This window comes from Massilia sp. IC2-278, assembly GCF_020708045.1.
In the GTDB taxonomy this organism is placed as follows: Bacteria; Pseudomonadota; Gammaproteobacteria; order Burkholderiales; family Burkholderiaceae_D; genus Telluria.
In genome coordinates this window covers 1-14,350 of the sequence record NZ_JAJFES010000009.1, presented here as the reverse complement: position 1 = coordinate 14,350, position 14,350 = coordinate 1, and the positions used below count along the sequence as shown (strand labels likewise).

General features: G+C 66.8%; 12 protein-coding genes. 5 read left to right on the top strand and 7 right to left on the bottom strand.

Going from position 1 to position 14,350, the window contains the following annotated elements:
• The first annotated feature begins 108 nt into the window (after nt 1-108).
• The 5 genes from LK540_RS16620 (at nt 109) to LK540_RS16600 (ending at nt 6,010) form a co-directional block, all read left to right on the top strand.
• Nucleotides 109-1,068, top strand: a complete 960-nt coding sequence (locus LK540_RS16620; RefSeq protein WP_229438423.1) for a CobD/CbiB family protein — start codon at nt 109-111, stop codon at nt 1,066-1,068.
• Between the two features lie 169 nt (nt 1,069-1,237).
• A complete protein-coding gene (locus LK540_RS16615) occupies nt 1,238-1,588 on the top strand; it encodes a DUF3579 domain-containing protein (RefSeq protein ID WP_229438422.1) in 351 nt (116 codons plus the stop codon).
• Nucleotides 1,589-1,641: 53 nt separating this feature from the next.
• Nucleotides 1,642-2,118 (top strand): CBS domain-containing protein, encoded by a 477-nt coding sequence (locus tag LK540_RS16610; RefSeq protein WP_229438421.1) that lies wholly within the window; start codon nt 1,642-1,644, stop codon nt 2,116-2,118.
• A gap of 226 nt (nt 2,119-2,344) precedes the next feature.
• A complete protein-coding gene (locus LK540_RS16605) occupies nt 2,345-5,122 on the top strand; it encodes a pitrilysin family protein (RefSeq protein ID WP_229438420.1) in 2,778 nt (925 codons plus the stop codon).
• Nucleotides 5,123-5,221: 99 nt separating this feature from the next.
• Entirely contained in the window at nt 5,222-6,010 is a 789-nt protein-coding gene (locus LK540_RS16600; protein WP_229438419.1) for a glucose 1-dehydrogenase, read from the top strand.
• Nucleotides 6,011-6,049: 39 nt separating this feature from the next.
• Here the strand turns inward: LK540_RS16600 and LK540_RS16595 are convergent, their stop codons facing one another.
• The 7 genes from LK540_RS16595 to LK540_RS16565 all read right to left on the bottom strand — a co-directional run bounded on the left by LK540_RS16595 (nt 6,050) and on the right by LK540_RS16565 (nt 13,978).
• Nucleotides 6,050-6,559, bottom strand: coding sequence for a GNAT family N-acetyltransferase (locus LK540_RS16595; RefSeq protein ID WP_229438418.1), 510 nt, complete (start codon nt 6,557-6,559; stop codon nt 6,050-6,052).
• Nucleotides 6,560-6,697: 138 nt separating this feature from the next.
• A complete protein-coding gene (locus LK540_RS16590; protein WP_229438417.1) occupies nt 6,698-7,768 on the bottom strand; it encodes a flavodoxin family protein in 1,071 nt (356 codons plus the stop codon).
• Between the two features lie 166 nt (nt 7,769-7,934).
• The gene (locus LK540_RS16585; protein WP_229438416.1) at nt 7,935-9,257 is read right to left on the bottom strand and encodes a tetratricopeptide repeat protein; all 1,323 of its coding nucleotides are present in this window, start codon (nt 9,255-9,257) and stop codon (nt 7,935-7,937) included.
• A gap of 192 nt (nt 9,258-9,449) precedes the next feature.
• Nucleotides 9,450-10,964, bottom strand: coding sequence for a glycoside hydrolase family 3 protein (locus LK540_RS16580; RefSeq protein ID WP_229438415.1), 1,515 nt, complete (start codon nt 10,962-10,964; stop codon nt 9,450-9,452).
• 7 nt (nt 10,965-10,971) lie between these two features.
• Nucleotides 10,972-12,000, bottom strand: coding sequence for an SIS domain-containing protein (locus LK540_RS16575; protein WP_229438414.1), 1,029 nt, complete (start codon nt 11,998-12,000; stop codon nt 10,972-10,974).
• Nucleotides 11,997-13,091: an N-acetylglucosamine-6-phosphate deacetylase gene (nagA, locus tag LK540_RS16570; RefSeq protein WP_229438413.1), complete on the bottom strand. Its 1,095-nt coding sequence runs from the start codon at nt 13,089-13,091 to the stop codon at nt 11,997-11,999. Before nagA ends, LK540_RS16575 begins: the two co-directional genes overlap by 4 nt.
• Nucleotides 13,088-13,978 carry a BadF/BadG/BcrA/BcrD ATPase family protein gene (locus tag LK540_RS16565; RefSeq protein ID WP_229438412.1) on the bottom strand — a complete coding sequence of 297 codons (891 nt, stop codon included), beginning with the start codon at nt 13,976-13,978 and terminating at the stop codon, nt 13,088-13,090. The genes nagA and LK540_RS16565 overlap by 4 nt, the downstream gene beginning before the upstream one ends.
• Nucleotides 13,979-14,350: the final 372 nt, after the last annotated feature.

Sequence of the window (14,350 nt, the reverse complement as noted above, 5' to 3'; positions counted from 1 at the left end):
GCCAGACTTAAGGCGCAATGAAGATCGTATCCCGGCATTTGATTATGGCGGGCGACTGCGCTATCGTAGCGGGCAGCGTAGAATTGCCATAACAAAAGAAGGATTTGCATGACATTTTTTTCCATTCTGTGCGCCTTGCTGATCGAGCAACTGAAGCCTCTGCGCGCGGATAACCAGGTCTACGGCGGCATCAAGACGCTCGCGATGCGCATCGAAGGCTGGTTCAATGCCGGCGAGCCGAAGAACGGCCGCATGGGATGGATATTGATGATGCTGGTGCTGGTGGTGCCGGTCGCCATCATCTACTGGGTGCTCTATTACTATGGTTTCGTGTTCCTGGCCTTTGCCTGGAACGTCGCGGTGGTCTACCTGACCCTGGGTTTCCGCCACTACAGCCATTACTTCACCTCGATCCAGCTGGCCCTGAACCAGGGCGACGAACCCACCGCCCGCACCTTGCTGGCCGAATGGGCGCGCATCGATACGGTGGGCATGGATGCCCAGGAAATCGCCCGCATCGCCGTCGAGAAATCCCTGATCACCACCCACCGCAGCGTGTTCGGCGTGTTCTTCTGGTTCCTGATGCCGGCCGGGCCGGCCTGTGCCGTGCTGTACCGCGTCTCGGAGTACCTGGCGCGCGCGTGGAACGAACCCGAGCACATGCGCAACGAAGCCTTTGGCCAGTTCGCCGCCAAGGCCTTTTACTGGATCGACTGGATTCCGGTGCGCCTGACGGCGATTGCCTTTGCCGTGGTCGGCAACTTCGAGGACGCCATCTATGCCTGGCGCAATTTCGCCAGCCGCTGGGCCGATGAATCGCGCGGCATCATCCTGGCCGCCGGCGGCGGCGCCATGGGCGTGCGCCTCGGCACCCCGTTCGAGAACGCGCCGCAGCTGTTGCCGGCCGACGCCGCCATGGTCGACCTGAGCGACGCCGAGAGCGACGTCCTGCCCGGCGAGGAGCCGAACCTGCGCGCACTGCAAAGCACCGTGGGCCTGGTCTGGCGCGCTCTGATACTATGGATGATCCTGTTGCTCCTGCTGTCCAGCGTGGTCTGGCTGGGCTAGGACGCAGATCGCGACTTGCGTGCAGATATGGTCGAATGGCCTGAAGTTGGCGTTGTTTACCGCCAGCGGGGCTAAAGTCCGGAGACAGGACTCGTCCGCAGGTCTTCTATAAGATATAATACTGCCGTTGTCTCCTCCACGCAGTATTCTTGTATCAGCAAGCAGCACTATGGCAGAGTTACCGCACACCGGGAGCGAAAGCGCGAATGGCGAATTCTTCATCCTGGGACTGACGAATAAAGGCAAGCAGTTTCGCCCCAGCGACTGGGCGGAGCGCCTGTGCGGCGTCATGTCCTGTTTCCGCCCCGAAGGCAGCGGCGGCCGCCACGCCCACCTGCAGTTTTCCCCCTACGTCCACCCGACCGTGGTGAACGGCGTCAAGGCCGTTGTCGTCGACAACAAGCTGCAGAAAGCCGAACCGCTGGCTTACCACTTCGTCGTGAATTTCGCCAAGGACAACGACTTGCAAGTCGTCGACGCCTGCTTCGTCGAACTGCCGGGCGACCAACAGGCCAAATAAGTTCCGCTGGCGGTTTGAGCCAAATCAAACCGCGCCCACTCTCCTGCATTAGCGTGACCGCAGAAGGGAGGGCATCAATCATCAACATCGGCGAAATCTGCACCATCCAGACCGTCACCTGCACGCGCGACGAAACCGTGCAGGGCGCGGCGCTCCTGATGCGCAAGCACCACGTCGGCGACTTGATCGTCATCGACCAGGCCGACGGCCAGGCAGTGCCGGTCGGCATTGTCACCGACCGCGACATCGTCGTCTCCGTCATTGCCCTCGGCCTCGATCCCGCCGGCCTGCAGGTCGACGACATCATGAGCGACGATTTGCTCACCTGCCGCGAGGACGACGACGTCTACGAAACCATCGAGCACATGCGCCTGCGCGGCATCCGCCGCGTGCCGGTCGTCAACGGCGCGGGCGGCTTGACCGGCATCGTCAGCGCCGACGACCTGCTCGAATTCCTGGCCGAGGAAATGGGCGACCTGTCGCGCATCAGCGCCAGCGGCCAGGCCCACGAAAAGCGCGCGCGGCATTGACTGGCATTCGGGCGCGCGATGCTGGCGGCGCCCGCGCCCACGGTGATGTCTGTCGCTGCAGCGCTTGCCGCCGCATTGCCTGTACCCGCATCGCCCGCATCGACCCGCCCGCACCGCAATAGTGCGTGCAGGCATCTATTCACCCGGCCATCTGTTACCATCGCCGCTGGCGCGCCGCGTTGGCGGCGCATGCGCGTTCGCCGCGACGCACCTTTGACAGGACCCCATGAATTCGACGAGTTACCAGCGCCGCCTGCCCGCGCACCTGATCGCCGGCGCCTTTGCCTTCCTCGCCGCCAGCGCCGCTGCCGCCGCCGCCGCTGCTCCTGCCGCTCCTGCTGCCCCTTCCGCGCCCGCCAGGCCGCTGCCGAAGGGCGTCACGCTCGGCCCCTCGGTCGAAGGCATCACCGAATACCGCCTGGCCAACGGCCTGAAGGTCCTGCTGTTCCCGGATGCCTCGCGTCCCACCGTCACCGTCAACGTCACCTACCTGGTCGGCTCGCGCCACGAGAACTATGGCGAAACCGGCATGGCCCACCTGCTCGAACACCTGATGTTCAAGGGGTCGCGCAAGAACCGCGACATCACGCGCCAGTTCGCCGACCGCGGCATGGACTTCAACGGCACCACCTCGCTCGACCGCACCAATTACTACGAAGTGTTCCAGGCCTCGAACGACAACCTGGACTGGGCGCTGCAGATGGAAGCCGACCGCATGACCGGCTCCTTCATCGCCCAGAAAGACCTGGAGTCGGAAATGACGGTGGTGCGCAACGAGTACGAGAGCGGCGAGAATTCGCCATCGAGCGTGCTGGTCAAGCGCATGGAAAGCGTGGCCTACGACTGGCACAGCTACGGCCGCGCCACCATCGGCAACCGCAGCGACATCGAGAACGTGCGCATCGCCAACCTGCAAGCGTTTTATCGCACCTATTACCAGCCGGACAATGCGGTGCTGCTGGTGGCCGGCAAGTTCGATCCCGACGCCACCCTGGCCAGGATCAACCGCCTGTTCGGCGTCATCCCGAAGCCGAAGCGCAGCTTGCCGGCTTTCTGGACCGTCGAACCCCAGCAGGACGGCGAGCGCAGCTTTGCCGTGCGGCGCCAGGGCGACGTCCAGCTCGTGATGCTGGGCTACAAGGTGCCGTCCGCCATCCACGACGACAGCGACGTGATGGCCTTTGCTTCGTCCATCCTGGGCGACGTGCCGACCGGGCGCCTACACAAGCAGCTGGTCGAGACCGGCAAGGCGAGCCAGGTGTTCAGCTATGGCCAGACCGGCTATGCGCCGGGGCTGCAGATGATCGGCGCCGTGGTCAAGAAGGGCGAGCCGGTCGAGCCGGTGCGCGCCGCCCTGACCGAGGCGGTCGAGACCTTTGCCGCCAAGCCGCCCACCGAAGAAGAAATGGCGCGCGTGCGCCGCCTCTACGAAAACCAGATGGAGCGCAGCCTGAACGACCCGCAGCAGGTCGGGGTGGCGCTCTCGGAAACCATCGCGCTGGGCGACTGGCGCCTGTTCTTCACCGGGCGCGAGCGCATCAAGAGCATCAGCGCGCAGGAAGTGGCCGACGTGGCGCAGCGTTACTTCCGGCGCGACAACCGGGTTACCGGCACCTTCCTGCCCGAGGATGCGCCGCAGCGCGCCACCATTCCGGCGGCGCCGAGCGTGGCCAGCATCCTGGCGCAATTCACGCCGCGCGCGTCGACCCTGGTATCGGAAGACTTCGATCCGACCCAGGCCAACATCATGAAGCGCACGCAGTTGACGAGCGCCGGCGGCGTCAAGCTGGCCTTGCTGCCGAAAAAGAACCGCGGCGAAACGGTCACCGTCGACCTGCGCCAGCACATCGGCGATGAAAAGAACCTGTTCGGCACCGGCGCGGTTCCGGAACTGACCGGCGCCATGCTGATGCGCGGCACCACCCGCTACTCGCGCGAGCAGTTGGCGGACGAATTCGACCGTCTCAAGATTTCCGGCAGCCTGAGCCATTTCCAGACCACGCGCGAGCACCTGCACGAGGCCCTGCGCCTGGTCGCCCACGTCCTGAAGGAGCCGGCCTTCCCGAAGGCCGAGTTCGCGCAGCTGCAAAACCAGGCCCTGGTCGGGCTGGAAGCGAGCCGCGGCGAGCCGCAGGCCGTGGCCGCGCGCGCCCTGTCCGAGCACTTCGACACCTACCCGAAGGGCGACGTGCGCCATGCGAATACGTCTGACGAAGACATGGCCGAGCTGAAGGCGGCGAAGGTCGAGGACCTGGCCGACTTCCACCGCCGCTACTACGGCAGCGTACCGGCCGAGCTGGCCATCGTCGGCGATTTCGACGCCGCCGCCGTGGTGCCGCTGGTCGACGAACTGTTCGGCGCCTGGCGCGCCAGCGAAAACGTGGCCCCGGTGCTGCGCCGCTTCGAGGACATCGCGCCCCTGAAGAAGACCCTGGACACGCCGGACAAGGAAAACGGCGTCTACATCGCGCGCCTGAACCTGGACCTGAACATCGACGACCCGGACTACCCGGCCCTGATGCTGGCCAACTATGTCTTCGGCGAAGGCGGCCTGCGCTCGCGCCTGATGGACCGCATCCGCCAGAAGGATGGCCTGTCCTACGGCGGCGGCTCCCAGCTCGACGCCGGCGACCTGGACCGCGCCGGCAGCTTCGCGATCAGCGCGATTGCCGCCCCGCAGAACCTGGCCAGGCTCGACGCCGCCGTGCGCGAGGAACTGGCGCGGGTGCTGAAGGACGGTTTCACGGCCGCCGAGCTGAACGGCGCCAAATCCGGCCTGATGCAGCAGCGCATCCAGACCCGCGCCGACGACGGCGCCCTGGCCGCCGGCTGGACCTCTTACCTGTTCCGCGACCGCACCTATGAATGGTCGCGCCAGTTCGAGGACAAGCTGATGGCGGTCACGCTGGCGCAGCTGAACGCCGCCTTCCGCAAGGCGATCGACCCGGCGAAACTCTCGGTCGTCCTGGCCGGCGACCAGCAGAAGGCGAAACCGGCGCCCTGAGCCTGTTGCGCGGCGCCGACGCACGATTGAACAAAGGACGGCTTCCGGTTATGATGTTGCCCGAAAGCATCATTTGGGTGTGACCGGGAGTCGATGTACATGAAGAACAAGAATAAAGCGGAACCGTCGCCGGCCACGTTTGCCGGCAAGGTTGCGCTGGTGACGGGCGGCGCGAGCGGCATCGGGCGGGCGACGGCGCTCGCCTTTGGCCGTGCCGGCGCTGCGGTGGTGATTGCCGACGTGTCGGTCGACGGCGGCCATGCGACTGCGGCCATGATCGTGGAAAACGGCGGCAAGGCGCTGTTCGTGCAGGCAAACGTCAGCCGCGCGCAGGACGTCGAAATCCTGCTCGACAAGACCCAATATCACTACGGCCGCCTCGACTGCGCCGTGAATTGTGCCGGCCAGCAGGCCGCCGGGGCGCGCCTCGACGAGATCGAGGAAGAAGATTTCGATCGCCTGATGGACGTCAACGTGAAGGGTGTCTGGCTGTCGATGAAATACCAGCTGCGCCGCATGAAGGAGCAGGGCGGCGGCGCCATCGTCAACTTGTCGTCGAGCTATGGCCTGGTGGGCGCGCCTTCGCAGGGCGCGTATGCGGCCAGCAAGCATGCGGTGGCCGGCCTGACCCGCACCGCCGCTGCCGAGTACGCCAAGGACGGCATCCGGGTCAACGCCCTGTGCCCGGGCGCGGTGCGCACGCCGATGCTGGCGCGCGCGCTGGGCGGCGAGGCTTCGCTGGAAAAGAAACTGCGCGCCGCGCACCCGATGGACCGTTTCGCCGAGCCGCACGAGATTGCCAACGCCATCCTGTGGCTGTGCTCCGAGCAATCCTCGTTCGTCACCGGCCACCAGTTGACCGCCGACGGCGGCTTCACCGCGATTTGATAGGGGCAGGTGAGTACTCGTACCCACCATGAACGAACATCAATCCACCCCATCCATCACCAGCCGCATCTGCTGCAGCATCAGCGCCGAGCCGGCACGCATCGGCACCGGCGCATTCACCGGCTTGAACCCGGCGCGCTCGTACAGGCGCAGGGCCGAGCCATTCCCCAGCGTGACGTCGAGCTCGGCAAAACGCACCTCGCGCTCGCGCGCCCAGGCCAGCGCCGCATCGAGCAAGCCGCGGCCGACGCCCCTGGCGCGGCATTCCGGCGCCACCCACATCTGGAACAGGTGCACCAGGGCGGGGTTGACACTATCCATTTTCGCCCAGACCAGGCCGGCGGGCTGGCCGTCCAGCTCGGCCACCAGCGGGCAATCCTGGCCCGACACGGCCGCCGCCGCCAGCCGCGCCGCCCAGTCTTCGGCGGTGCGGGCGCTTTCGGCTTCGAGGGTGCTGTAGAAGGCATCCGGCGCATCGGCCAGCGAGCGCAGGCGCAGCTCGCGGTAGATTGCCCATTCGTCGGGATACAGCGGACGGATGATGGGCATGCGGTTCGATGTATTCATGTCAGGAAAAAGTAGTTTTTGTTTTGCAACAATACTACCATGTCCGGCGCATGCGTGTTCAATATGTAGACGATCCGGCAATATCGCCGGATGCCTCAGCCGCTGCGCTTGGTCGCCGGCTTATTTCGGACGCGGGTCGCGCAGGCGTGCATCGGGCGGGATCACGCGCCCGGAGCGGATGTCCTGCACCGCCAGCGCCACCGCGCGCGCGACGTTGCGCACTTCTTCCTGGAAGGCGGTATCGCGGTCCAGCACATCGTGGCTCTCGGCATACGATTCGTAGTAGCCGATGAAGCGGTCGAGCTGGCCAAAGCTGCCCGAATCGACCAGGCCCATCCAGTTGAGCCAGTCCGACAGCGAGCGCCGCGTGCCCTCGATGCCGGCAACGTCGCCGTGCACCACCAGGCCGAAGGCGCGCCCGGCCAGGTGCTTCGGATAATCCCAGCCGTCGAGTTCGATGCGCTTGGCGATCTCCGGGTCCTTGCCCTGGGTCGAGCTGGGGTCGGGGTTGCCGCCGTCGGCGCAGACCAGGCGGTCGATCATCAGCTTCAGGGTGGACGGGGTCTGGTACCAGTACACCGGAGTCATGATGATGATGCCGTGGGCGGCGACCCAGCGTTCGTAGATTTCGTTCATCCAGTCGCCGGTCTGGCGCTCGGAATGGTTCGGGTAGCAGCTGCACGGCCAGTGGCAGAGCGGCATCGCGGTCGAGACGCAGGCCTTGCAGGGGTGGATGTGGCGGTCGTAGTCGGAGGTCAGGCGGCTCAGGTCGAGCAGGTCGGCCTCGATGCCCTGGGCGGCCAGGGTTTCCTTGGCCATGTTACTCATGCGCCAGGTCTTCGACATTTCGCTGGGGCAGGTGCCGTCGTTGCGCGCCGAGGCGTTGATGACCAGCACGCGGCTGGGCGTGGCCGGGTCTTTCTGCTTCGCATCGGCGGCAAGCAGGCGGTCGCGCGCCTGTTTCCACTCGATCGACAGGTCGTAGTCGGGGTCGGCAAAGCCGGGACCGGCCTTGACCGTGCGCGGCGCCTTGCGCTTGTCCTGGTAGGCCTGCCAGGCGATTTCCTCGACCTTGGCCAGCTCTCCTGCGACCGCTTCGAATGCCGGGTCGAAGAACTGCCCGATGAACTTGCGATGGAATTCGTCCCGCTCCAGCCTTGCGGGCGCCTGGCCCTTGCGCACCGTTGTCATGCCGCCTCCTTAGTCATGAGCTCATTATCGAAGGGGTGCGGCAATGCGAATGTTCGTTGGCGCACCGAGGCGGGCATGCAGGATGTAAAAAAAGCGGAGTACGCTTGCGCGCCTCCGCTTCCTTGCCTGCCCCGGAAAGGGGCAGGCCGGTCGATGCCTGTTGCCGTTACTGGCCGGCTGGCGCCGCCGCGGCAGTTGCCTGCGCGCCCGCGCCGGCAGGCTGCTTCAGCAGCGTGATCCAGATGCGCGCCGCGTCCGACAAACCGCCGCCGGCTTTCACGCTCTCGAACGTCTTGATCGCTTCGTCCTTGCGGCCGGCCTTGGCTTGCGCCGCGCCCAGGCGCAGCTTGGCTTCGTCGGGCTGCTTCAGGCCGCCCTTGGCGATGCCTTGCTGGATGAAGCCGATCGCCTTGTCGTGCTGGCCCATGGTGCTGTAGGCCCAGCCCAGGTTGACCAGGCCGGCGCCGGTCTTGGCCTTGGCGGCCGAGGCTTCGCCGGAAGCGATGTTCTTGGCATCGTCGGCGGCGCCCTTGTTGGCGCGGTCGCGCAGCTGGCCGTGGGCCTTGGCATTCGCACCCTTGCCCAGCACGCCGGCGGCGTAGCCCGCGTCCATCACGTTCTTGGCTTCGGTCGGGAAGCCGTCGCGCAGGGCGGTCTCGGCCAGGTCGACGTAGTCTTCCTCGCGCAGGGTCTTCATGGCGGCGAACTCGAGGCGCAGCACGGTCATGAAGTTGTCCTGGCTGAAGCCCGGCTTCTTGATCACGCCAACGCGGATCAGTTCGCTCCAGTACTCGTCGGTCGGATAATAGGCCACCATCTTCTCGACCGCGGTGTTATAGGCGGCGGTGTCCTTCGACTCGTGGGCGGCGCTGAGCAGCAGCTTCAGGTCTTCCTGGGTCGGGGTCTTGCCGGCCTTTTCGGTGTCGGCGACCGTTTGCAGCAGCTGGGTCTTGGCGCCGGCGTAGTCCTTGCCCAAGTACATGGCGCGTACCAGCAGCGGACGCGCGGTGGTCATGTCGCCGCCCATCGATTCATAGCGCTTGAGCTGCTCGACGGCGGCAGGGTAGTTCTGTTCCTTGTAGCGGATGTCGGCAACGGCCAGCACCATCTTGGTCTGCGATTCCTTGGGCTCGAAGCCGGAGTTGATGACTTCCTCGATGGCGGTGGCTAGGGCGGCATTGTTGCCGGCGACCGAGGCGGTCACCATCTTGACGCGGTTGACGGCGTAGGTTTCATACGGCGTCTTGTTCGGAAGCGCTTCGGCCTGGGTGATGCGGTTCTGCAGCTCGGTGATGTTCTTGGCGGCGACCAGTTGCTGGACCTGGGCCGAATCGATCAGTTTGAACAGTTCCGGGCGCACCGTGTTGGCCGGAGCCGCCGCAGGGGCGTCGGCTTTCTGGGCGTGGGCGCTCGTCATCAGGGCAGGCGCGGTGTTCAGGCCGACGGCAGCCAGCAGCAGGCAGAGGCGAGCGAGGCGGAAATGGGACATGAATGATCCTTCTAAAAAGATGAGCGGTAAATAATGCCGCGGCAAGGTGGCGTTTTTGCCAAGCTTGAGCAAACGCGCATTGTCCCATAAAACGGGGCGGGACCCTGCGGCGCTATTGTGCCGCAGGGCGCGGCCTTGCGGGGAAGCGGTTACATTGCGTTACCGCGAGTCGATCGCGGCAACATGCAGCCGTCAAAAACCGGGCACCGGGCACTGCCCCGCGGCCTCGATCCGGCCCGCCAGCCAGGCGTTCACGGCGTCCAGCGCCGGCGCCGCGAAGCCATAGGTCATCAGGGCCGGGGCGGCGAAGTCGAGCGCCTGGTAGGGATTCCACAAGGCCAGGTGCAGGTCGGGGCGCCAGGTGTCGCGCGCATGCGGGCCGTAGCGGCGGCGCGAGGTCGAGGCCAGGATCGTGAAGCGGCCGTCCTGGGGCAGGGCGCGCCAGTCGAAGGCTTCGGCGTCGGCGAAAGTGACCAGTTCGACCTCGAACAATTGCCCGAGCGAAGCGGCCAGCGTGGCCGCCGGCACGCCGGCTTCGGACACGCCGTCGCTGACCACGTCCTGGCGCGCCACCAGGCGGATCTTGCTGCCGGGAGCGGGACGGCGCACCGCGCCGCGCGCGCTCAGGCCGCGCTGCCAGGCGCGCGCCATCAGGGCGCGGTCGGCTCTGTCGCTATCTTGCAGTGCGGCGTTGCGGGCGCCGGTGGCGCCGGCCGGGTGGCCCGCCGCCAGCGCGGCCAGGCGCGCCAGCTTCTGCTCGACCTGGTTCAGCGGCAACTCGCCGGACGCGATGGCGGCGGCAATCGCGGCCACCGTTTCTTCCTGGGTCTCGCGCGACCCGATCGCCATCACCATGTCGGCGCCCGCCACCAGGGCACGCACGGCGGCCTGGCCGGCGCCGTAGCGGTGGGCGATCGCATGCATGTCCATGCCGTCGGTGATCACCACGCCCCCGTAATTCCATTGCTCGCGCAGGATGCCGGTGAGGATGGTGTGCGACATCGTAGCCGGGTAGTCGGGGTCGAGCGCCGGGTAGACGATGTGGGCGGTCATCATGGCCGGCGCCGGCGCGGCACCTCCGGCCGCCATCCGGAACGGCGCGAATTCGAAGCGTTCCAGTTCCGCCAGCGGCTTGTCGACGGTGGGCAGGGCGCGGTGCGAATCGACGTGGGTGTCGCCGTGGCCGGGGAAGTGCTTGACGCAGCAGGCCACGCCTTCGCTTTCGCTGCCGGCCATCCAGGCCAGGGCGATGCGGGTGGCGGTTTCCGGGTCGGCGCCGAAGGATCGCTCGGCGATCACCGGGTTGTGCGGGTTGTTGTTCAGGTCCAGCACCGGGGCGAAGTTCCAGTTGAAGCCGAGCCCGCGCACCGCGCGCGCCACCGCCGCGCCCACCTCGAACGCCAGTTCCGGGTCGTTCGCCGCGCCCAGGGCCATTGCCGAGGGCGGCGCCGGCACCCAGGTCGAGCGCACCACGGCGCCGCCTTCCTGGTCGAGCGCAATCAGGGACTGCTCGCCCATCACCTCGCGCAGGGCGCCTGTAAAACCGGTCAATTGCTCGGCATTGAGCATGTTCTGGCGGAACAGGCAGGCGCCGCGGATGCGGTTGTCGCGCAGGAAGGCGGCCGTGTCCTCGTCCAGTTCGGTGCCGAACAGGCGCACCATGATCAATTGGCCGGCGATGCGCCGCAATTCGCTCAGGTCGTTCATGGTCTGCTTAGTTCGTCTTGGTGACTTTGCTCAGGTGGCGCGGACGGTCCGGGTCGAGGCCGCGTGCCTTCGACAGCTGGGCCGCCATCACATAAAAGGCCTGGATTGCGACGATCGGGTCGAGGTCCGGGTTGGCCGCCACCGGCAGGGTCAAATCGCGTTCCGCCACGTCTTCCGGCGCGGCGAGCAATACCCGCGCGCCGCGGCCGCGCATCTCGCTCGCCAGGGCCAGCAGGCCGGCCTGGGCCGGGCCGCGGGTGGCGAAGATCAGGAGCGGATAGCCTTCCTCGATCAGCGCCATCGGGCCGTGCTTGATCTCGGCGCCGGAAAAGGCTTCGGCTTGCAGGGCCGAGGTTTCCTTGAATTTCAGCGCCGCTTCCAGGGCGATCGGGAAGCTGATGCCGCGTCCGACCACCATGATGTTGCGCGCCGGCGCCAGCACCTCGATGGCGGCCGACCAATCGGCCTGGCCGGCGCGGCGCAGATCGTCCGGCAGGGCGGCCAGGCCGGCGCGCAGGCCGTCGTCGTCCTGCCACTCGGCAACCAGGCGCGCACCGGCGACCAAACTGGTGATGAAACTCTTGGTGGCAGCCACGCTCTGTTCCTTGCCGGCGTGCAGGGGCATGGTCCAGGCGGCGCTCTGCGCCAGCGGCGATGCGGCATCGTTGACCAGGGCGACCGTGGTGGCGCCGCCGTCGCGGAAGTACTGGATCGGCTCGACCACGTCCGGACTCTGGCCCGACTGCGAGATGGCGATCGCCAGGGTGTCGCGCGTCACCAGCGGCGATTTGTACAGGGTGATCAAGGACATCGGCAGCGAGGTCACCAGGCGGCCCAGGCGCGACATGATCAGGTAGGCGACGTAGCTCGATGCGTGATCGGAACTGCCGCGCGCCACCGTCACGGCGCTGTGGAAATTGGTCGAACGCAGCGTGCGGCCGAGTTCGGCGTAGCGCTCCACGTCCTGGCTCAGCTGCAGGGCAACGCAATCCCCGGCCGACAGGGCTTCCTGCAGCATCAACGAGGTCGTGGTCATACGGGTTCTCCTTCGATATAAACGGCTTTGATGTGCAGGTCGCGGTCCAGCACGACGATGTCGGCATGGCAGCCCGGCGCCAGGCGCCCGCGCCGGGTTTCGCCGAGGTAATCGGCGGCATTCGTCGAGACGCGGCGCGAGGCGTCGGCCAGCGGCAGGCCGATCTGCACCAGGTTGCGCAGCGCCTGATCCATGGTGAGCGTGGAGCCGGCCAGGGTGCCGTCGCCCAGGCGCACGCCGCCCATGCATTTATGGACGACCTGGCGCCCCAGCATGTATTCGCCGTCGGGCATGCCGGCCGCCGCCGTGGAATCGGTCACGCAGAACAGGTGCGGAATCGAGCGCAGCGCCACCTTGATCGCCCCCGGATGCACGTGCAGCAGGTCGGGAATGATCTCGGCATATTGCGCATGCGCCAGGGCGGCGCCGACCATGCCCGGTTCGCGGTGGTGCAGGCCGGGCATGGCGTTGAACAAATGGGTGAAGCCGGCGGCGCCGTGTTCCAGCGCGGCCACGCCGTCTTCATACGAGCCGCTGGTGTGGCCGATCTGCACGCGGATGCCGGCGTCGGCCAGCAGGCGCACCAGTTCCAGGTGGCCATGGATTTCCGGCGCTACCGTAATCAGGCGCATCGGCGCCTGGCGGCCATAGGCTTCGACTTCGGCCAGCGAGGCTTCTTTCGCAAATGGCGGCTGGGCGCCGAGCTTGCTCGAATTGATGTAGGGGCCTTCCAGGTGCACGCCCAGGATGCGCGCCTCGCCCTTGCCGCGTGCATTGCAGGCGGCGCCGATGGCGGCCAGGGCGCGCTCGATGTCCTCGGGCGGCGCGGTCATGGTGGTGGCCAGCAGGCTGGTGGTGCCGTGCTTCGCGTGCAGGGCGGCGATCACGTGCGGGGCGTCGCCGCCTTCCATCATGTCGCGCCCGGCGCCGCCGTGCACGTGGACGTCGATGAAGCCGGGCAGGATGTAGTCGTCGCCGTTGGCCTGCGGATCGGCGGCAACGCCCTCGATGGCGGCAATGGTGGCGCCGGTCTCATCAAAGCGCAGTTCGCCGTGGACCCAGCCGTTTGGAGTAAGAATATTGCCTTTCATTGGGGTGCGCCTCCGCCGTGGCCTTCCACATACAGCGCGATCATGCGCAGCGCGCCCTTGGCCGAGTCGCCTTCGGGCGGGGTGCAGCGGGCGCGGGTGTCCTCGGGCAGCCAGGCCAGCAGCACGTCGCCCAGGCCGCCGCACAGCGACAGCGGCAGCCTGCTTTCCTTGTCGAGTGCGCGTGCGATGCCGGCCACTTCGCGCCCGGCGTGTTCGAGGATGGCGCGCGCCACCGGATCGGTCTCGCCGTGGGCGACCACGAAGCGGGCCAGGCTGGCATAGGCGGTCTGGTTGGCGCGGCCGAGCCAGATCTGCACGGCGTCGCGGGTGCCGCCGCAATGGGCGATGACTTCGCGCGCAAAGGCGCCGCCGTCGACGCGGCCGTCGAGCACCTGTTCGATGTGGTTCAGGGCGCGCAGGCCCATCCAGGCGCCGCTCGCTTCGTCGCCGGCCGGAAAGCCCCAGCCACCGACCTCGACCTTGGTGCCGTCTTCGAGCATGGCTTCGCCGACGCTGCCGGTGCCGATGGCAACGATGGCGCCGGGCTTGCCGCCGTGGGCGCCCATCAGGGTGGAGAAACCGTCGGTATCGAGCACGAGAGCGGCAAAGCCGGGGTTCGCCGCGGTAAATTGCGCTGCCCATTCCTTGTTGTGCACGCCCGCCAGGCCGAGGCCGATACCCATCGCCGCGAGGGGCGGATCGCCGATGTCGGCCGCCGCGCAGGCTTCGCCGACGGCGGAAAGAATGGTGGTCCAGGCCTTGGCGATGCCCTGCGACAAGGCCGACGGACCCGCCGTGGCCTGGGCCAGCTCGACGCCGTCCAGGGAAGCCAGGCGAACACGGGTGCCGGTGCCGCCACCATCGACGCCGATGAGGTATTCGATCATGAGAATAAGAGTGCCGGGGAAGGTCAGGGCACTATAGGGAGGCGGGTTCGGCTTGTCAACAGGTATTTAATTGGTATTCAATTCTCCTAGGAACTGGTATCTCAACTGGTATGGTTCCGAAGTCAGCGCCCACTGCGTGGGCACTCCGTGCCCACGCAGAACCACGCGCATAGCTTACCGTTCCGAAGTCAGCGCCCGTAGGGTGGGCACCCCGTGCCCACGCGGAACGATGAGCATAGTTAGCCGTGCAAAAGCACAAACGCAACGTCATTAGAACGCTAACGCCGCTTACGCTTCACGCGAACCCCATCACCCCCCATTCCGCCTCCCATTCCGCTCCACCACCACCACCTCACTCCGCCCATCCCGCAC